We start from the raw sequence: 20,360 nt of genomic DNA, 5'->3' as shown, positions 1-20,360 counted from the left end.
GGCGGCTCCCGGGGGGCGATTCTCGGAGGGCGGCGCGGCGCCGCCCCCTGCACGTCAAAGGACGAGGAAGTCGAGATGGGTCAGCGCCAGCCCCGTCTCGACCGTCGCGAACCGGATTGCGGCCGTGGCGCCGGTGCCGTCGGCATCGTAGCTGAGCGTCCCGGTCGCGGCATTGTAGATGATGCGGTCGTCGGCGTCGTGAGCCGCGGGTCCGGTGAAGAACGCGCCGGCGGACAGGACGCCGGCCGTCGTCAGCGCGGTGAAGATCGACGCCTCCAGGCCGATCGAGTCGTCGGTCACGCTGAAGTCGCTGATCCGGTCGACATTGGTCGCGCCATTCACGGCCGTGTCGAAGACGAAGGTATCCGATCCGCCCAAACCGGTGAGCGTGTCGTTGCCGCCTCCTCCGGCGATGACGTTGCTGCCGGCGTTGCCGACGATCGTCTGGGCGAAGGCGTTGCCGGTGAGATCGATCGCGCCGGCGCTGTCGGTGGTGGCGAGCAATTCGATCGACTGGCCGAAACTCAGCGCATAGCTGACGCTGGTCAGCACCCGATCGGCGCCGGCGTTCGCGGCCTCGCCGACCAGGTCGCCGGCATTGTCGACGATATAGGTGTCGTCGCCGCCGAGTCCGCGCATGGTGTCAGCGCCGCCAAGGCCGTCGATGACGTTGGCGCCGGCGTTGCCGGTGATCGTCTGCGACGCTCCGTTGCCGGTGAGACGGATGGCGGCGGTGCCGGTGCTGTCGGTGGTGGCGAAGGCCTCGATCGACTGGCCTGCCCCCAACGCATAGCTGACGCTGGTCAGCACCCGGTCCGTCCCTTCGCCTGCATTCTCGAACACGCTGTCGCCGGCATTGTCGACCAGATAGGTGTCGTCGCCGCGGTGCCCGACCATGGCATCGGCGCCGCCCTTGCCGTCGATGACACTGCCGGCGTCGTTGCCGAGCATCACCTGGCCGAACTCGTTGCCGGTCAGGCTGACGATGGCCGGGGGGAGGGCGGGCGAGCCATCCAGGGCCCGCATGACTTCGATCTCCTGGCCGGCTTTCAGCGCGTAGCTGACGGTGGTGGTGACTTCGTCGACGCCGCCGCCCGCCGCCTCGTTGACCACGTCGGCGGCGTTGTCGACGAAATAGCCGTCATTGCCGCCGAGGCCGGACAGGGTGTCGGCGCCGCCCTTGCCGTCGAGGATGTTGGCGCCGGCATTGCCGACGATCGTCTGGGCGAATTCGTTGCCGGTCAGCAGAAGCCCGGCGTGGCCGGCGGCGTCGGCGGTTGCGAGCCGCTCGATTTCCTGGCCGGCGCCGAGCGTGTAGTCGACGCTCGTCGACACCGTGTCGGTGCCGCCGCCGGCCGCCTCGTCGATCAGGTCGAACCGATCGTCGACGACATAGGTGTCGTTGCCGCCGAGGCCTCTGAGGACGTCGGCGCCGCCCTTGCCGTCGAGGATGTTGGCGCCGGCATTGCCGATGATCGTCTGGGCGAATTCGTTGCCGGTCAGGTTGATCGCGGCGGTGCCCGTGCTGCTGCTCGTGGTGAGCAGCTCGATCTCCTGGCCGTCGCCGAGCCCGTAGCTGACTCTCGCCACCACCCGGTCGGTGCCGGTGCGTTCGAAGATGGTGTCGCCGGCATTGTCGACGATATAGGTGTCGTTGCCGTCGCCGCCGGCCATGACGTCGGCCCCGCCGCCGCCGTTCAGGGTGTTGTCGCCGGCATTGCCGGAAAGGAACTGGGCGAACGCGTTGCCGGTGAGGCGCAGCGCCTCGGTGCCGGCAGCGTCGGCCGCCGCCAGGACTTCGATCGATTGGCCGGCCGCCAGCGCGTAGCTGACGCTGGTCAGCACCGCGTCGGTGGACAGAAGGTCGACGGCGCCGCGCGGCGCCTCGATCACCCGGTCGCCGGCATTGTCGACGAGGTAGCGGTCGCTGCCGTCGCCCCCTCGCATGATGTCGGCGCCGCCGCCGCCGTCGATGACATTGTTGCCGGCGTTGCCGACGATGGTCTGGGCCAGGTCGTTGCCGGTGAGCCTGATCGCGGCGGTGCCGGAATCGTCGGTGGTGGCGAGCAGCTCGATCGACTGGCCGGCGCCGAGGGCATAGTCGACGCCGGTCAGCACCCGGTCGCTGCCCTCGCCGTCGAGCTCGAACGCCTGGGCGCCGGCATCGTTGACGATGTAGGTGTCGTCGCCGCCGTTGCCGATCATCATGTCGGCGCCGCCCTTGCCGTCGATGGTGTTGGCGCCGTTGTTGCCGACGATCTGCTGGGCGAGCGCGTTGCCGCTGAGCCGGAGCGCGGCGGTGCTGGAGATGTCGTCGGTGGCGAGCACCTCGATCTCCTGGCCGGCGCCGAGCACATAGCTGACGCTGGTCAGCACCTGGTCGATGGTGCCGCCCCCGGCCGCCTCGAGCACCACGTCCGCGGCGTTGTCGACGAAATAGAAGTCGTTGCCGCCGAAGCCGGCCATGGTGTCGGCCGCGCCCTTGCCGTCGATGACGTTGTCGCCCTCGTTCCCGAATATCGTCTGGGAGAACTCGTTGCCGGTCAGGTTGATCGCGGCGAAGCCGACGAAGGCCGACATGGCTTCGATCGCCTGGCCGGCTTTCAGCCCGTAGCTGACGCCGGCCGCCACCTGGTCGATGCCGCCGCCCGCCGCCTCGAACACCTGGTCGCCCGCGTCGTCGACGATGTAGGTGTCGTCGCCGCCGAGGCCGCGCATCACGTCGGCGCCGCCACCGCCATCGATGACGTTGTGGCCGGCATTGCCGACGATCGTCTGGGCGAACTCGTTGCCGGTGAGGTTGATCGGGGTGGTGCCGGCGATGGCGGCGGTCGCGAGCCGTTCGATTGCCTGGCCGGCCTTCAGCGCATAGTCGACGCTGGTGAGCACGCGGTCGATGCCTTCGCCCACGGCCTCGTCGACCACGTCGGCCGCCTCGTCGACGAAATAGGTGTCGTTGCCGCCGAGGCCGGCCATGATGACGGTCTCGCCCCTGCCGTCGAGGACGTTGTCGCCGGCGTCGCCGGTGATGACCAGGATGGTGGGAAGCGTGCCGACGGCGTCGTCGTCCCGGGGCGCGGCAAGCGTGCCGTCGGCCGGAGCGGCGGCCTGCGGCAGGTCGGCGAAGGCATCGGACGGGACGGCGGCGGCATGGCCGGTCATGGATGTCGTGGTCATCGTGAGGTCCTCGGGCTGGGTTTGGGCATGGCGCCTCGGCCGCGCCTTTGATCGGTCGCTGCCGCTCGGGTGATGTCTCGGCGCTTCGAAGTCGCGGAGGACATGTACCGGACCAGGCGCCGGCCGGCTTGGACGGTGGCGAAGCCCGGCCTGGCCTGAAACGAAGCCGGGCGACGCGCCCGGCTTCGGCGTGACCGTTCAGCCCCTGGGCAGATAGGGGATCGTTCCGGCCAGGTCGGTATCGTCGATCACCTGGAAACGGCTTTCGCTGCCGTCCCGGCGCGCGGCGACGTAGGGCGCGTAGCTGGGATCGGTGGCGAAGGCCTCGACGGCTTCCTGCGACGGAAAGGCCATGATCGCGATGAGGCTGGTGTCCAGCGGCTCGCCCTCGAGTGTCCTGACGTTCCCGCTGCGGGACAGATACTTGCCGCCATGCTTGTGCACGAGATCATGCACCGACGCCGCATAGGCCGGCACCCAGCTGTCGTCCGTCACCTTGATGTCTGCAATCAGGTAGGCTGTCATCGTGATCTCCCGTTGTCCGGCACAGGATCGCCCTGCGACCTGACCGCAGCCTGGGAGAAGAAGGCCGGCTCGCGCCAGTCCAGGACCTGTACCTGGCCGGTACAGTTTCCGTACTGGTTGTCCGGGGGCCGATCATCTATCGTCAGGTTTGGCTTTGACGAAAGGGCAGGAAAATGGCGCAGCCCGGATACAAGCAGTTCTGTCCCCTCGCCATGGCCGCCGAGCTGCTCTGCACGCGATGGACCATGGTGCTGCTCCGCGAGCTGGTGGCGGGAACCACGCGGTTCAACGACCTGCGACGTGGCGTTCCCAAGATGTCGCCGACGCTTCTGTCCCAGCGGCTGAAGGAACTCGAAGTCTCCGGCATCGTCGAGCGCAGGGAGCTCAAGTCCCAGAAGGGTATCTTCGAATACCACATGACGGAGTCCGGCAGGGATCTCCGGGCCGTCGTCGAGGCGATGGGCTTCTGGGGGCAGAAATGGGTCGAGGCCAGGCAGTCTCTCAAGAACCTGGATCCGTCATTGCTCATGTGGGACATGCGGCGCAACCTCGATCCGTCCCCGCTCCCCGGCAGGCGCACGGTGATACAGTTCCTGTACCAGGAGCTGCCGGCGTCGAAGCGGTCCTGGTGGCTGGTCGTCGAGCCCGATGGCGAAGTGGATCTGTGCTGGTCCGACCCGGGCTTCGATGTCGACCTCTATGTCTCCACCGATCTTCACACCATGACGGCGATCTGGATGGGGCTGACGACCGTCGCCAAGGAGCGCGGCAAGATCGTCCTGACCGGCGATCGGGACATCGCGAGCAGCATGCAGACATGGCTCGGGCTGAGCCCGTTTGCGACCGAGCCAAAGCGCGTATCGGCATAGGCCCCGAGCGGAACGATACGGACCGGAACGCGGTTCCGGCTCCGCGAAGCTCCGCCGAGGCTCCGGGAAAAGGCCCCCGATGCTCTCGATCCGCGCGTGAGGCGCGGCGACGGGACGAGCGCCCGCGCGGCTGACGCCATGCGGTGATTGACCGGTCCTTGACTTCACGGGGCGGCTGTGGCGGCCGGCCCGCCTCGAACGCCTATCGGCTTGCGGAAGCCGTCGCCCGCGATGCAATCGCGGTTCCTGGCGGCGGGAGCCACGACAGGAGCGTCGGATGCTGTTGGATGCACCACCCCGTTTCGGCACGATCCCGCTCTCGACCAGGGGCGTGCCCGAGGCCGACCGGGTCGCGGTCTGGCGCGAGGAAATCGGGCCCCTGATGCGTCTCGATGTCGAGGCGCTGCCGGACGCACCCTTCCATGTCGATCTGACGATGCGGCTGTTGCCCGGCCTCGGCCTCGTCACGGGAACGTATGCGCCGTTTCGCGTCGGCAGGTCGCGTGCGCTCGTCGCCGACGGAAACGACGACGTGGTCCTGCTGCTGAGGACGGGCGCCGGCGTTCTCTTGCAACGCAACCGCGAGATTCCCGTCGCCTCCGGCGACGCCGTCGTGCTGTCGAACGGCGATGTCGGCGGCTTCACCTTTTCATCGGCAGCCAGGGTTGTCGCCCTGATCCTGCCGCGCGCGGCCCTGAAGCCGCTGCTGGGCGATGTCGATGCCGCCATCATGCGGCCGCTGCCGAACGACAGCGGCACGCTGCGGCTGCTCCGGAGCTACCTGGCGGTGATCGGAGGCGACGAGGCACTGGCCAGCCCGGAACTGTGCCGCGCCGTCACCGCCCATGTCCATGATCTTGTCGCCCTGACCCTCGGCGCGCGGCCGGACGCGGCCGGGCGGGCCGCCGAGCGCAGCGTTCCCGCGGCGCGGCTTCGGGCCATCAAGGCGGATATTTCGGACCGCCTCGATCGGGAGCGGGACGTGGCGGTCGGAACGCTGGCGGCGCGCCACCGGGTCACGCCGCGCTACGTGCAGATGCTGTTCGAGGGCGAAGGCAGCACGTTGACGCAGTTCGTGCTCGGCCAGCGGCTTGCCCGTGCCCATCGCATGCTGGTCAATCCCGGCCTGCCGGACCGGGCCATCGCCGCCGTGGCCTTCGCCGCCGGCTTCGGCGACCTGTCCTACTTCATCCGGGCCTTTCGCCGGATCTACGGCGCGACGCCTTCCGAGGTCAGGGACGGGGCCGACAAGGGCCGGGCATCCTTCGAAGGACAGGCGCTTCGCGGCGACCGGCCGCCGGGCGGACCGGGACGAGAGGCAGGGGCGCGACGTCCGATGTCGCGGCCCCTGCCGTCGTGACGGCCGGTCCGCCGAGGCTTAGAATTCGCTCTTCAGCTTGCCGAGGCCGGATCGGTAGATGTCGGAGATGACCTTCACCGCGTCGGCTTCCGTCGCGCCCTTGGGATCGAAGGTGGACGACCACTCGACGGTGCTCGCCTTGCCCGAGCCCGACACCTTGATGGTGGAGATGTAGTTGTCGACCGGCAGCGGGCTGGACTGGAAGCGATAGGTATAGGACATGCCGGCGGCGTCCCATGTCTCCAGCGGCTCGACCAGAACGGCGCCGTCGCCCGTGGTCAGGGTGCGGACCTTCCTGCCGCCGACTTCGGCCATCTCGCATTTGGCCACGGCCGGAAGCCATGAGGCGATGCCGCAGAAATCGCCGATCGCTGCCCAGACCTTGTCGGGCGACACGGCGATATCGACTTTTTCCGAGACGGACGCCGCCTCTGCCGCCGATGCCGCCAGGCATGCCGCGCTCAAGGCGGCGATCATTCCTGCAAAGTGCATTTCAATCTCCTTGTTGTTTCTTCGAATTCACCAGCCGGTCGTACCGAATGCGGAGCCGGCCGGCTTGGGCCGGGGCGAAGTCCGGAGTGTCCGGAAACGAAGCCGCCCCCCATGGAGCCGCAACGACGGTTCGGCTGTCCCGATCCTCCGGCGGCCGGGGTTTCCGCCCGATCGGCGGTTGGAGGGGGATCGGAGCACATGGCGAGGCCGTCTCCGACGAGACGTCGTTCGGCCGTTTCGGCTGGCACGGGTCGGCCGGCCGCAAGGCAGCTCCCCTCTCGCACGGCCGGCGCTGGCCTCGATCGATGCGAGAGCGTCCCGACGGGCGGCTTGCGCCGCCTCGATCGGTGCGCAAGCCGGCGGGACGCGCGCTATGCCCGTCCCTGCCGCAGTCGCCACTGGTCGAGGAAGACGATGGCGAGGCCGCCGGCCAGGATCAGGGCGATGCCGAGGGTCGCCGTCAGGTTCGGCACGTCGCCCCAGACGAGATAGCCGGAGACCAGGGCCCATACCGTGAAGCTGTAGTAGAACGGCGCCACCACGCCTGCCGCGCCGGAGCGGTAGGCGATCAGGATCGCCACCTGGGCGAGGGTGACGAGCAGGCCGGCGAGGGCCAGCATCGCCAGGTGGGCGGGGGCGGGCGTGACCCATTCCTCGGTCAGCGCCGAGGCGAGGCCCGAGCCGGCCATGACCACGACGATCGTGCCGAAGGCCGCCGCCAGGGCCGGCACCTCGGCGGCGATGCGCTTGCCGGCGAGGTCGCGCAGCGCCACCAGCACCGCGGCGGCGAAGGCGAGGAGGGCGTTCGGCGACAGGCCGTCCAGGCCCGGCTGGGCGACCAGGATCGCGCCGGCGAAGCCGAGCAGGATCAGCGCGAGCTTGGCCGGGCCGATGCGCTCGCGGAACGCCAGCCGGACCAGGCCGACCAGGATCAGCGGCGCGGTCTGGCCGATGGCGACGACGTCGGCGATCGGCAACTGATGCAGCGCCACGATGTAGCACAGCACCGCGCCCAGCTCGATCGCGCCGCGGAGCAGGGACGTGCCGCGCAGGGCGCCGGGAACCTGCCGCCACTGGCCCGTCGCGACCAGCAGGGCCCCGCAGCCGATCGCGGCGGCCGCGCCGCGCAGGAACACCACCGCATAGGGCGGCAGATCCGCGGCGGCCACCTTCATCAAGCTGTCGTTGACGACGAAGAACCCCGTGGCCAGCACCATCGCCAGGATGCCGCGCAGGTTGGACGCTGGGGAAGGCATGAGGTCACGCGATCAGGAGGAGAAACGTTTGCGTAGCGTCAGCGGCCGGCCGCGGTCAAGCCGACGCGGCGGCCGACGGCCACATTCTCGCGTGATGGCAGGGGGCAGGTCGCGGCGGGTGAGGGGCTCTCAGCCGCCGGTGACGCTCATGTGCCGGCCGACGGCCGGCTGGCGGGTGCGCCGGTCGATGACGAAGTCGTGCCCCTTGGGCTTGCGCAGGATCGCCCGGTCGATCGCGGCATGGAGCGTCTCGTCGGCCTCGGAGGCCCGCAGGGGCGCGCGCAGGTCGGCGGCATCCTCCTGGCCGAGGCACATGTAGAGCGTGCCGGTGCAGGTGACGCGGACGCGGTTGCAGCTCTCGCAGAAATTGTGGGTCATCGGCGTGATGAAGCCGAGCCGGCCGCCCGTCTCGCGGACACGGACATAGCGGGCCGGGCCGCCGGTGGAATAGGGGATGTCGTCCAGCGTGAAGCGGTCGAGCAGCTGCGCGCGCAGCACGGAGAGCGGCAGGTACTGGTCGACGCGGTGGCCGGACACGTCGCCGAGCGGCATCACCTCGATGAATGTCAGGTCCATGCCCCGGCCATGCGCCCATTCGATGAGGCCGACCGCCTCGCGGTCGGTCATGCCCTTGAGCGCCACGGCGTTGATCTTGACGGCGAGGCCGGCCTCCTGCGCCGCGTCGATGCCCTGGAGCACCTTGTCGAGGTCGCCCCAGCGCGTGATCGCCTTGAACGCCTTGGGGTCGAGCGTGTCGAGCGAGACATTGATCCGCTGGACGCCGCAGGCCTTCAGCTCGGTCGCGAAGCGTGCGAGTTGCGAGCCGTTGGTGGTCAGCGTCAGCTCCCTGAGGCGGCCGCTGTCGAGATGGCGCGACAGCGAGCGGAACAGCGTCATGATGTCACGCCGCACCAGCGGCTCGCCGCCGGTGAGCCGCAGCTTGGTGACGCCCTTGGCGATGAAGGCGCTGCAGAGCCGGTCGAGCTCCTCGAGCGAGAGCAGATCCCTCTTCGGCAGGAAGGTCATGTCTTCCGCCATGCAATAGACGCAGCGGAAATCGCAGCGATCCGTCACCGAAACGCGCAGATAATCGATCGACCGCCCGAACGGATCGATCATCCCGGCGCGATCGGCGGAGCCGATCGTCGCCCCGCGATCGGCGGAGCCGATCGTCGCCCCGCGATCGGCGGAGCCGATCGTCGCCCCGCGATCGGCGGAGCCGATCGTCGCCCCGCGATCGGCGGAGCCGATCGTCGCCCCGCGATCGGCGGAGCCGATCGTCGCCCCGCGATCGGCGGAGCCGATCGTCGCCCCGCGATCGGCGGAGCCGATCGTCGCCCCGCGATCGGCGGAGCCGATCGTCGCCCCGCGATCGGCGGAGCCGATCGTCGCCCCGCGATCGGCGGAGCCGATCGTCGCCCCGCGATCGGCGGAGCCGATCGTCGCCCCGCGATCGGCGGAGCCGATCGTCGCCCCGCGATCGGCGGAGCCGATCGTCGCCCCGCGATCGGCGGAGCCGATCGCAGCGGGAAGGGATGCGGTTTCGAAATCGGTCAGGCGCATAACGATAAGCTCGGTCTATCGTGCGCACCCTAGCGCAATGCCGGGGAGCGTCAAATCACGAAGGCGTCGCGAATGCCTTGCGCAGCGCGATCGTCCTTCTTAAGTGGCGACCAGATCCGTGAAAGGGAAGAGCCCGTGACCGCAACCGCCTGGCCGACCGAGCTGCGTCTGTCCGAGAACAAGCGGACCCTGACCGTGTCCTTCGACGACGGCACGAGGCATGCGCTCACGGCCGAATATCTGCGGGTGATGTCGCCCAGCGCAGAGGTCCAGGGGCACAGCGCCGCCGAGCGCAAGACCGTCGGCGGCAAGATCAACGTCACGATCCTGTCGGTCGAGCCGGTCGGAAACTACGCCGTGCGCCTCGGCTTCGACGACATGCACAACACCGGGCTCTACACCTGGAGCTACCTCGCCGAGCTCGGCGCGCAGCATGACGGGCGGTGGGCGGAGTACCTCGCGGACTTGCAGGCCAAGGGCCTGTCGCGGGAGCGGCCGGGCCAGCGCTGAGGCGCCGTCGGATCGCCGCCGCGGTAGAGTTTCAAAACGGGCTCTGAGCCCATTCCGGGCGGAGAAGGGGCCTTGGCCTTGCGGTTTCGCCAACCCGCCGCCGGGTTCTCCCGGTCGGACGGCCCCTCACGCCAGGCTGCCGAGCGACGACAGCAGGCCATCGATTTGGCTCCGCTGCTTCATCGCCTTGTCGTACTGTTCCAGCATGACGCGCTTGTAGACGGCCTGGGCGATCAGCGTTTCCTCGGCCGAGATCTGGTTGGCGATATTGCCGTAGAGCGAGGACGACAGCGCCTCGTTCGAGATGAAGGTGCTGGGCCGCGAACCCGACCCGCCGCCCAGCATGGCGCCCAGCGTGTCGGCGCCGCTGGCATAGCCGCCGAGCGTCGCGGTCAGGATGCTGGTCTGGCTGCGGAACGTGGCATAGGACGCGGCGCGCCGGGCGCTCCACGCCTGCATCTGGTCGTAGGCCGACCTTCCGGATGTGGCGCCGATGCTCATCACCGTCCTCGGCCGTCAAGTCTAGGCCCGATGTCCTACCGGACCGTTACCGGCGGCCGCCGGCGCGAGCGGCTCAGCCGCGGGTGACGATCACCTTGGTGCCCACCTTGACGCGCTCGTAGAGATCGGTGACGTCGTCGTTGGTCATGCGGATGCAGCCCGACGACACGGCCTGGCCGATGGTCTTGGGCTCGTTCGAGCCATGGATGCGATAGAGCGAGCCGCCCAGATACAGGGCGCGGGCGCCGAGCGGATTGGTCGGGCCGCCGGCCATGTAGCGCGGCAGGTCGGGGCGGCGCTTCAACATCTGGCTCGGCGGCGTCCAGCTCGGCCACTCGGCCTTGCGGGTGATCGACTTGACGCCGCTCCACTCGAAGCCCGGCCGGCCGACGCCGACGCCGTAGCGCAGGGCCGTGCCCTTGCCGAGCACGAGGTAGAGACGCCGCTCCTGCGAGTTGATGACGATGGTCCCTGGCGCCTCGCGGCCCTTGTAGGTGACCACCTCGCGCGGGACCGGCGAGGTGCCGGCCGGCGTGCCGCCCAGGCTCCTGGTCAGGTCTTCCCACAGGGCCGCGAACGGGTTGCTGCTGGCGGCCTGCGCCGGAGCGGCGGCCAAGGTGGAAATGCCGATCGCCAGGGCGGCGATCATGGATGGGATGCGACGCATCAAATCAGCCCCGTCTTGCGGCGGATGATTTCCGCCGGCCCCTCTGCACAGCCCGCGGCGCCGGGCCGCGGGGGTTGCCAATCCAACACGATCCCGGCCCCGGAGTCGAGCCGGCGTCCGAAGCGAGCATGGACGACGACGGTAAACGGATTGCCGTACGGAAGGGAGCCGCCGGAGTCCGCGCCGACCCTGCATCGGGACATGATACCGCTTGCGCCTACGGCAGATAGGGGCGCAGCAAGGCGAGATCCGCCGGGCTCAGGCGATCGTTCGCCGTCGCCGCCTGGTGCCAGTAGGGGTAGAGCAGGGGAGGCTGGCTGACGGCGTCGAGCTTGCCGCGTTCCTCCGCCGTCAGCACCAGGTCGGCGCTGGCGAGGTTGTCGGCGAGTTGCGCCTCGTTGCGCGCTCCGATCACCAGCGAGGTCACGCCCGGCCGGCCCAGCAGCCAGGCCAGCGCCACCTGCGCCGCCGAGACGCCGCGCGCCGCGCCGATCTCGACCAGAACGTCGACGATGTCGTAGAGCTTCTCCTCGTCGCGCACCGGCGGCTCGCTCCAGCCGTTGAAGCGGCGCGAGCCTTCCGGATCGGCCTGGCCGCGGCGGTACTTGCCGGTGAGCAGGCCGCCGGCGATCGGGCTCCACACCAGGATGCCCAGCCCCTGGTCGATCGTCACCGGCACCAGTTCATATTCGGCCTCGCGCGCCTGGAGGGTGTAATGGATCTGCTGGCTGACGAAGCGCTGCCAGCCGTGCTTCTCGGCGGCGGCCTGGGCCTTCATCAGGTGCCAGCCCGAATAGTTGGAGGCGCCGACATAGCGCACCTTGCCGGTGCGCACGAGGTTGTCGAGCGCCTCCATCGTCTCTTCCACCGGCGTCTCGCCGTCCCATTCGTGGACGTAGTAGAGGTCGATATGGTCGCGATGCAGGCGGCGCAGGCTCTTCTCGCATTCGGCGATCAGGCTGTGGCGCGAGGCGCCGCCCTGGTTCGGGCCGGTGCCGAAGCGCATCCGTGCCTTGGAGGCGACCAGCATGTCGCCCCAGCGCCCGCGCATGACTTGGCCGATGATCTCTTCCGAAGCACCGTCGGAATAGATGTTGGCGGTGTCGAGCAGGTTGACGCCGGCCTCGGCCGCCTGGCCGATCAGCCGGTCGGCGCCTTCGACATCGGTGTTGCCGACCTTGGCGAACGGCCCCTGGCCGCCGAAGGTCATGGTGCCGAGCGTGAGCACCGAGACGCGCAGGCCCGAACGGCCGAGCTGACGATATTCCATGGCTGCCCTCGTGGAGACGATTGGATGGCGCATTTGTCGGATGTTTGCGGCGGGCTGTCCAGAGCGGGTTCGCCGTGAAGCATCACAGCCGGGACGCTGCCGATGTTCCGGCCGGGCAGGGCGAGACCGGCAATCTCAGGCAATAGTGCGACGTCTGTGCCTTCCCTCCCCTTGCGGGGAGGGATAAAGGGTGGGGGTCGTAAAGAACTGGTCGCGCCTTATCCTACGTGACCCTCACCCCTTACCCCTCCTCGCAAGGGGAAGGGGACCGACCGGCGTCGCGCCTGAAGCAGTTGTTCTCGCACGACGCCCTACCGCTTCCACCCCCGTCCCGGCTTGCCGCCGCCCTTCTTGCGCGCCTCGGCGCCCAGCGGCACCTCGCGGTCGGTGCCCGGACCCATGCTATCGAGGTCGGGCTTCCGCGCCCGGGTCGGCGGCAGGTTGGCCGCGCTGCCGTACTCCTTCGGCCCGGCATAGGCGCCGGCCTTCTGGCGGATCGTCACCGGCCGGGCCACGCCGTCGTCGGCCACCGCCATCTCGGTCTCGCGCAGGCGCTTGAGCTCGTCGCGCAGGCGCGCCGCCTCCTCGAAGCGCAGGTCCGCGGCGGCCTCGCGCATGCGCCGTTCGAGATCGGCGACCACCGCCTCGAAATTGTGGCCGACCGTGGCGACATCGTCGGCCAGGCCCTTGTCGACGGTGACGCGGTCGCGCTCATAGACCGAGTTGACGATGTCGGCGATGCTGCGCTTGACGCTCTCGGGCGTGATGCCGTGCTCGGCGTTCCAGGCCACCTGCTTCTCGCGCCGGCGGCTGGTCTCGGCGATGGCGCGCTCCAGGCTGCCGGTCATGTTGTCGGCATAGAGCAGCACGCGGCCGTCGACGTTGCGGGCGGCGCGGCCGATGGTCTGGACCAGGCTGGTCTCCGAGCGCAGGAAGCCCTCCTTGTCGGCGTCGAGGATGGCGACCAGGGCGCATTCGGGGATGTCGAGGCCCTCGCGCAAGAGGTTGATGCCGACCAGCACGTCGAAGGCTCCGAGCCTGAGATCGCGGATGATCTCGATGCGCTCGATCGTGTCGATGTCGGAATGCATATAGCGCACCCGCACGCCATGGTCGTGCAGGTACTCGGTCAGGTCCTCGGCCATGCGCTTGGTCAGCACCGTGACCAGGCTGCGATAGCCGGCCCGGGCCGTGGCCTGGACCTCGCCGAGCAGGTCGTCGACCTGGGTGCGGGCCGGGCGGATCTCGGTCTGCGGGTCGACCAGGCCGGTCGGGCGGATCACCTGCTCGGCGAAGACGCCGCCGGTGCGCTCCATCTCCCATTTGCCGGGCGTCGCCGAGACGTGGACGGTCTGCGGCCGCATCGCATCCCATTCCTCGAAGCGCAGCGGCCTATTGTCCATGCAGGAGGGCAGCCGGAAGCCGTATTCGGCCAGGGTCGCCTTGCGCCGGAAGTCGCCCTTGTACATGGCGCCGATCTGCGGGACCGTCACATGGCTCTCGTCGGTGAAGACCAGGGCGTTGTCGGGCAGGTATTCGAACAGGGTCGGCGGCGGCTCGCCCGGCAGGCGGCCGGTGAGCCAGCGCGAATAGTTCTCGATGCCGGCGCAGGAGCCGGTCGCCTCCAGCATTTCCAGGTCGAAGGTGCAGCGCTGCTCCAGCCGCTGCGCCTCGAGCAGGCGCCCCTGGGTGTAGAGTTCCTGCAACCGCCCCTTCAGCTCGTCCTTGATGCCCTTGATCGCCTGCGCCAGCGTCGGCTTGGGCGTGACATAGTGCGAATTGGCGTAGACCTTGACGAATTTCAGGTCGGCGATCTTCTGGCCGGTCAGCGGGTCGAACTCGGCGATGGCCTCGACCTCGTCGCCGAACAGCGAGATGCGCCAGGCCCGGTCCTCGTAGTGGGCCGGGAACAGCTCGATCACGTCGCCGCGCACCCGGAAGGTGCCGCGGGCGAAGTCGGCGTTGATGCGCTTGTACTGCAGGGCGACGAGGTCGGCGATCAGCTGGCGTTGCTCCACCTTCTCGCCGACGGTGATGCCGAAGGTCATGGCCGTGTAGGTCTCGACCGAGCCGATGCCGTAGATGCAGGACACGGAGGCGACGATGATCACGTCGTCGCGCTCGAGCAGGGCGCGCGTCGCCGAGTGGCGCATGCGGTCGATCTGCTCGTTGATCGAGGATTCCTTCTCGATATAGGTATCGGTCCGCGGCACATAGGCCTCGGGCTGGTAGTAGTCGTAATAGGAGACGAAATACTCCACCGCGTTGTTCGGGAAGAACGACTTGAACTCGCCGTAGAGCTGCGCCGCCAGCGTCTTGTTCGGCGCCAGGATCAGGGCCGGGCGCTGGGTGCGGGCGATCACCTGCGCCATGGTGTAGGTCTTGCCCGAGCCGGTGACGCCGAGCAGCACCTGGTCGCGCTCCCGGGCCGCGGTGACGCCCTCGACCAGCTCGGCGATGGCGGTGGGCTGGTCGCCGGCCGGCTCGTATTCGGAGACGAGGTCGAAGCGGATGCCGCCCTCGGACTTGTCGGGCCGGGCCGGCCGGTGCGGCGTCCACACCGGCTTGTTGCGCATGCGCGGGTCGCCGCCTTCCAGCAGCTCCGTCAGTGCGGCGATGGTGCCGGCCGAGCCGCCGAGCCGGTCCAGCCCGTCGGGATCGGGCAGCTCCTCCACCGCGTTCTTGCCCGCGGGCTTGCGCTTGACGGCGCGGCCTTCCATGGCGGCGCCGCCGGTGGGCAGGTTCAGCTTGGCCGCCAGCTCCGGGTCGACCCCGGTGAGCGGGCCGACGTCGAAGCCGGCTTGCGGGGATTCGGCAAAACCCTTCTTGTCCAGAAGGCCCGGGTTGAGCAGGGCCTTCAGGTGCTCGTCGAGCGAGGGCAGGGTCGGCTTGGCCGCCTTGGCGCGGGTCGGCCGGATCTTTTGCGGGTCCTTGGGCATGGGCCGAATATGGCGCGAGTCAGCCGCCGGGAAAAGGCATGGCGGGGAGAGGCTGCTGACAGGGTGATGTCAGCATGGCATGCATCCAGGGCTATGCAGCTCGATCGAGATCGTAGCCGTTTGTCTCTGTGTCGGGCCGGAGCACTTGTTGGGCGCCGACGGCACGAGGTTGTGCGCTGAATGCCCGGGGCAAGCGCCTGAAAAGGCCTTGCGCAATGCCGCCGTCGTCACTCACGCCACAAAGAAATCCGCATTGGTCAAGGCGAGGCCGGCGGAAAGATGGGCGAACTGTCGTGGGGCGTGCGTGCCGGAGCCGTCGTCGTCGAAGTAGAGATTTCCCGTCGCCGAATCGTAGATGATGCGCTGGCTGGTGTTTGTCGCCGCCGCGCCAATGTGGAAAGCGGCCGCGTCGAGCACATGGTTCGTGCCCAGCCCGTCAAAGATGGCGTGCGCCAGCCGGATGGTGTCGTCGGCGACCGAAAAGTCGGCGATGGTATCGATATTGTCGGCGCCCAGCGCGGTCGAAAAGACGAAGGTATCGATGCCGCCGAAGCCCTGCATGGTGTCGGCGCCGGCCTTGCCGTCGATGATGTTGGCGCCGGCATTGCCCTGTATGGTCTGGCCGAATTCGTTGCCGGTCAGATTGATCGCGCCGGTGGCTGCGGCGGTCGTGGTGGTGAACAGTTCGATCTCGGCGCCCGCCGTCAGCGTGTAGCTGACCGAAGTCAGCACCCGGTCGGACCCGCCTCCGACCGCTTCCAACACCTTGTCGCCGGCATTGTCGACGAAATACCGGTCGTTGCCGCCGAAGCCGGACATGGTGTCGGCGCCGGCCTTGCCGTCGATGATGTTGGCCCCGGCATTGCCCTGTATGGCCTGGCCGAATTCGTTGCCGGTCAGATTGATCGCGCCGGTGGCTGCGGCGGCCGTGGTGGTGAACAGTTCAATCCGGGCGCCTGCCGTCAGCGTGTAGCTGACCGAAGTCAGCACTTGGTCGGACCCACCGCCGACCGCTTCCAATACCGTGTCGCCGGCATTGTCGACATAATACGTGTCATTGCCAGCGCCGCCGGACATGGTGTCGGCACCGCTGCCCCCGACAAGGATATCGTTGCCGCGGCCGCTGCTCAAAAGATCGTTGCCGCCGCCGCCGCTCAACGTGTCTGCGCCGTCGCCCGTGGTGATGCTGTCGTTGGCGGAGCCGGTCGTGACGCTGAAGCGCTCGACGCCGGAAAAGGTCAGCCGGCCGACGCCGGCATACTGCGCGCCGTTCGGGCCGTCGCTGTAATAATCGGTGGCGAGGCCGCCGACACTGCTGCTGTTGCTATAGATGGAGAAGGTGACGGCTACGGTCGCGGCGGAATAATCCGCGATCAGAAGATCGTTGCCGCCGGCACCGAGATCGACCGTGTTGACCCCGCTCGTTGCCGCGCTCGCGCCGCCGCGTATGGTCACGGTGTCGTTGCCCAGGAGCGTCGAGACGGAATTGGCGTAGCCGCTGAACGCGGCGCCGAGCGTGATCGTGTCGGCCTTGTTGGTGGCGGTGAGATCGAGCCGCTCGACGTTGCGGATGGCGGAGCCGTCGGCAAGCGTCTGGACGGTCGCCGGGCTGGTCAGGTTGATCGTCGCGCCCGAGCCCAGCAGCGAGAGGTCGGCCTTCCACTGATCGACGCCGCTGCCGCCATCGATCGTCGCCTTGCCGCGACCGCTGTTCAAAAGATCGTTGCCGCCGCCGCCGCTCAACGTGTCTGCGCCGTCGCCCGTGGTGATGCTATCGTTGGCGGAGCCGGTCGTGACGCTGAAGCGCTCGACGCCGGAAAAGGTCAGCCGGCCGGCGCCGGCATACTGTGCGCCATTCGGGCCGTCGCTGTAATAATCGGTGGCGAGGCCGCCGACACTGCCGCTGTTGCTATAGATGGAGAAGGTGACGGCTGCCGTCGCCGCGGAATAATCCGCGATCAGAAGGTCGCTGCCGCCGGCACCGAGATCGACCGTGTTGACCCCGCTCGTTGCAGCGCTCGCGCCGCCGCGTATGGTCACGGTGTCGTTGCCCAGGAGCGTCGAGACGGAATTGGCGTAGCCGCTGAACGCGGCGCCGAGCGTGATCGTGTCGGCCTTGTTGGTGGCGGTGAGATCGAGCCGCTCGACGTTGCGGATGGTGGAGCCGTCGGCAAGCGTCTGGACGGTCGCCGGGCTGGTCAGGTTGATCGTCACGCCCGAGCCCAGCAGCGAGAGGTCGGCCTTCCATTGATCGACGCCGCTGCCGCCATCGATCGTCGCCTTGCCGCGGCCGCTGTTCAAAAGATCGTTGCCGCCGCCGCCGCTCAACGTGTCTGCGCCGTCGCCCGTGGTGATGCTGTCGTTGGCGGAGCCGGTCGTGACGCTGAAGCGCTCGACGCCGGAAAAGGTCAGCCGGCCGGCGCCGACATACTGTGCGCCATTCGGGCCGTCGCTGTAATAATCGGTGGCGAGGCCGCCGACACTGCTGCTGTTGCTATAGATGGAGAAGGTGACGGCTACTGTCGCGGCGGAATAGTTCGCGATCAGAAGGTCGCTGCCGCCCGATCCCATGTCGGCCCGATCCGACCCCGTGTCTGTTGCCCCACCCTTGCCGACATCAACGATATCGTTGCCCGCGCCGGTGTCGAAAATGTCGCCCATCGTCCCGCCGACGAAGACGTCGCTGAGGGCGCCACCGCGAAGATTGTTGGCCCGGGTCAGGCTGCCCCGTATGGAAAAGGCCTCGATGCTGGAGTACAGCACCTCGTCGCTGCCCGCGTCGCCAAAATTCCCGGCAACGACATATGTATAGACGGAATCGCCACCCGGGCTGTGCACGGTGTTCGTGACGAAAGATACCGCGAGGTTGACGTTGCTGAAGTCGAGGCTCAGCCTGTCGTAGCCACCGTAGCCATAGACCTCGTCATGACTGCCGGTAAGCGGCGCCAGAACGTCATCGCCGTTGCTGCCGTTGAGCACATCGTTGCCCGTCGTTCCCTGGATTTGCACCACGAGTGTGGTGTCGTCGAAGGCCAGGCGTTCAACGCCGGACAAGGTGTCGGTGCCATCCGGTCCGGTCACGATGATGGTATCGGTCAACAGATCACGGGTAATGGTGTACTCGGAAGCGTTGCCGACGAAGATCGCAGTGTCGAGGTTTCCCGCGCCACCGACAATGATGTCGTCGCCGGGGCCGCCTTGGATCGAATCGTTGCCGCCGCCGGCGTTGATGCGGTCATTGCCGGCAAGACCGAAAATCCAGTCCGCATTGCTCGTCGGCGCGCCACCCGTAGCACCCGGGTGCGTAGCGTCTATCGTGTCGCCATCGTGCGTCCCGTAAATCGGTTCGATCGCATTCGTCACCCTGATCGTCAGCGTCTGGGTGTCGAAGTTGCCGTCCGCGTCGGTGGCGCGAACGGCAACTTCGAAGACATTGTCATGATTGCTGTCGCGAGGATTCTCGAAGTCCGGCAAGATCTTGAAGGAAAGGAAGCCGTTGGTCGGGTTAAGGTAGAACTTGTCGGCATCCGTGCCGCCGACGATCGAATAGCTGAGGGTATTGCCATCGACGAGATCCCAGCCCTCGACCTTCGTTACGATGCCGCTGTCACTCGAATTGGTGCTTTCCCGTACGGTAATGGAAGCATTGTCGCCACCTCCGTTGGACTCGATTTTAGGACTGGCTGAGCCGACCGACATTTCGATCGAGTAGGTACCAGCCCAGGCGTCGTCAAAGCCCCGGGCGACCAGATAGAAGGTGCCGTTGGACGCAGGTGTGAACACCAGCCGGGAGTTGGTGCCCAAGCCGCCATCATCTTCATGCGCGATGATCGCCCCGGCGGAGTTCAACAGGTGGAGAAACGGATCAGCCAGTGTGCCGTCGCCGCTGGAGCGGCCGTTGAGGTCGAAGACGTAGGTCGTGCCTGCGACGAGATCAACACGATACCAGTTGCTGTCGCCCTCGCTGGCGAGTTGGCCCGTGCGCGGTTTGCCCTCGGACAGGAGCTGCGCGCCTCCCGCTTTGGAGCCGAAATCGCCGGCGTCATCAGAAGGTCCGAGGTAGAGATGCTGATTCTGGCCGAGATGCGACGTCAAATTTGCGAACAGATCCGTTGTCAGGTTGCTGAGATCGGTCGCTGTCGCCGTGTCGATGATCTGTCCGTTGCTGAACTGGAAACCGGTCGAGAGTGTGCCGTCGATGCCTGAACTGATCAGGCTGGCGCCGTCGTTGCTGATGATGCCGGCGCCGATCTTTCCAATCAGGTCGGCGACGGACAGGTTGGTCAGGCTGCCGCCATCGTTCGTGATCAGACTGGCGCCGTCGTTGCTGATGATGCTGGCGCCGTCGTTGCTGATGAGGCTGGCACCGTCATTGCTGATGAGACTTGCTCCGTCGTTGCCGATGATGCTGGCACCGTCATTGGAGATCAGCCGCAGAATGTCGAAATTGCCGCTGTCGCCGGTCGCGACGATCGGGTTGAGCGCATCGTGCTGCGAGTTTTGAAGTGTGACGACCAGGTGAGGGGAGTCAGGGCCCCCCTCCGCGTTTCGGTTGAACGACGCTTCGAGGCACACGGGATTGTTCGCATCCGTGGCCGTCAGCAGGTAATGCGTCAGGTGTCCCCGATCGAAGTCCTGCCGCACCTCGAAACCGTCCGGCGAGGTAACGGACGAAAAGGCGAGCGCGCCATGACGCAGCGTATTGCCTGGTCCGAACGCGAAGCTTGCGTTCGAGTTGGGGGGCGCGAATTGCAACAGGACATGGCTGCCGTCGCTTCCATTGCTTTCGTAGCTGTGGATGCTGCCGTCGGCGTAGAGGCTGATCCTGACGAAGTCCTGAGCGGTGGTATAGTTGCCGGCAGGGGCCACGCTCCCGTCCGGTTTGAAACGTATGACAGTCGCGTCGCTGTCGTTGTCATATCCGATCGAGTAGGCGATCTTTCCGCCGTTATTGAGGTGAACGTAAAGGGAGCCTGGCTGCGGAACGTTCAAAGCCTACTCCCGGCGGAGTTTAACCTCCACCTGATATTGAAGCATATCGCAATCGGGACGCCCCCGCGCCACCTTGCGTAGCGAACAAATCCTAGACATACGCAACGTCACTGTCAATTGGTTGAAGCGATGCATCCGGTCGCGCAGACGTCTGGCGTCTGGCGATCCATGCTGCTGATTCGCATCGCATCCTCTCGGCTCGTCCGACTTCATAACCCCGGGGGGCACGCGCTGTTTCC

The 20,360-nt window shown here is 67.6% G+C and carries 13 protein-coding genes; 3 read left to right on the top strand and 10 right to left on the bottom strand.

Annotation, left to right across the window (positions count from 1 at the left end):
* Positions 1–54 precede the first annotated feature (54 nt).
* Positions 55–3,177: a beta strand repeat-containing protein gene (locus AC27L4_RS27595; RefSeq protein ID WP_487145822.1), complete on the bottom strand. Its 3,123-nt coding sequence runs from the start codon at positions 3,175–3,177 to the stop codon at positions 55–57.
* Between the two features lie 198 nt (positions 3,178–3,375).
* Positions 3,376–3,702, bottom strand: coding sequence for a DUF1330 domain-containing protein (locus AC27L4_RS27590; protein WP_487145821.1), 327 nt, complete (start codon positions 3,700–3,702; stop codon positions 3,376–3,378).
* Positions 3,703–3,875: 173 nt separating this feature from the next.
* Between AC27L4_RS27590 and AC27L4_RS27585 the strand changes: the two genes are divergently transcribed.
* Together AC27L4_RS27585 and AC27L4_RS27580 are read left to right on the top strand one after the other, a co-directional pair.
* Positions 3,876–4,571, top strand: coding sequence for a winged helix-turn-helix transcriptional regulator (locus AC27L4_RS27585; RefSeq protein WP_487145820.1), 696 nt, complete (start codon positions 3,876–3,878; stop codon positions 4,569–4,571).
* 277 nt (positions 4,572–4,848) lie between these two features.
* Positions 4,849–5,931 carry a helix-turn-helix domain-containing protein gene (locus tag AC27L4_RS27580; protein WP_487145819.1) on the top strand — a complete coding sequence of 361 codons (1,083 nt, stop codon included), beginning with the start codon at positions 4,849–4,851 and terminating at the stop codon, positions 5,929–5,931.
* An 18-nt stretch (positions 5,932–5,949) separates the two neighbouring features.
* Here AC27L4_RS27580 and AC27L4_RS27575 read toward each other — a convergent pair whose 3' ends face one another.
* The 3 genes from AC27L4_RS27575 to moaA form a co-directional block, all read right to left on the bottom strand.
* Entirely contained in the window at positions 5,950–6,423 is a 474-nt protein-coding gene (locus AC27L4_RS27575) for an SRPBCC family protein (protein WP_487145818.1), read from the bottom strand.
* A gap of 371 nt (positions 6,424–6,794) precedes the next feature.
* Positions 6,795–7,679 (bottom strand): DMT family transporter, encoded by an 885-nt coding sequence (locus tag AC27L4_RS27570; RefSeq protein ID WP_487145817.1) that lies wholly within the window; start codon positions 7,677–7,679, stop codon positions 6,795–6,797.
* Between the two features lie 129 nt (positions 7,680–7,808).
* On the bottom strand, positions 7,809–8,798 hold the full coding sequence (moaA, locus tag AC27L4_RS27565) for a GTP 3',8-cyclase MoaA (protein WP_487146062.1): 990 nt from the start codon (positions 8,796–8,798) through the stop codon (positions 7,809–7,811).
* A 579-nt stretch (positions 8,799–9,377) separates the two neighbouring features.
* Between moaA and AC27L4_RS27560 the strand changes: the two genes are divergently transcribed.
* Positions 9,378–9,752, top strand: coding sequence for a gamma-butyrobetaine hydroxylase family protein (locus AC27L4_RS27560; RefSeq protein WP_487145816.1), 375 nt, complete (start codon positions 9,378–9,380; stop codon positions 9,750–9,752).
* Positions 9,753–9,878: 126 nt separating this feature from the next.
* Here AC27L4_RS27560 and AC27L4_RS27555 read toward each other — a convergent pair whose 3' ends face one another.
* The 5 genes from AC27L4_RS27555 to AC27L4_RS27535 form a co-directional block, all read right to left on the bottom strand.
* Positions 9,879–10,253, bottom strand: a complete 375-nt coding sequence (locus tag AC27L4_RS27555; RefSeq protein ID WP_487145815.1) for a hypothetical protein — start codon at positions 10,251–10,253, stop codon at positions 9,879–9,881.
* 73 nt (positions 10,254–10,326) lie between these two features.
* Positions 10,327–10,920, bottom strand: a complete 594-nt coding sequence (locus AC27L4_RS27550; protein WP_487145814.1) for a L,D-transpeptidase — start codon at positions 10,918–10,920, stop codon at positions 10,327–10,329.
* Between the two features lie 217 nt (positions 10,921–11,137).
* The gene (locus tag AC27L4_RS27545; RefSeq protein WP_487145813.1) at positions 11,138–12,190 is read right to left on the bottom strand and encodes an aldo/keto reductase; all 1,053 of its coding nucleotides are present in this window, start codon (positions 12,188–12,190) and stop codon (positions 11,138–11,140) included.
* 311 nt (positions 12,191–12,501) lie between these two features.
* Positions 12,502–15,129 carry an excinuclease ABC subunit UvrB gene (gene uvrB, locus AC27L4_RS27540; RefSeq protein ID WP_487145812.1) on the bottom strand — a complete coding sequence of 876 codons (2,628 nt, stop codon included), beginning with the start codon at positions 15,127–15,129 and terminating at the stop codon, positions 12,502–12,504.
* Between the two features lie 231 nt (positions 15,130–15,360).
* Complete coding sequence (locus tag AC27L4_RS27535) at positions 15,361–20,121, bottom strand: beta strand repeat-containing protein (protein WP_487145811.1); 4,761 nt, start codon at positions 20,119–20,121, stop codon at positions 15,361–15,363.
* Positions 20,122–20,360: the final 239 nt, after the last annotated feature.

It is taken from the genome of Labrys sp. Lb11 (assembly GCF_057554225.1).
The sequence above is the reverse complement of the archived record's forward strand: the minus strand, read 5'-3'. Positions and strand labels throughout refer to the sequence as shown.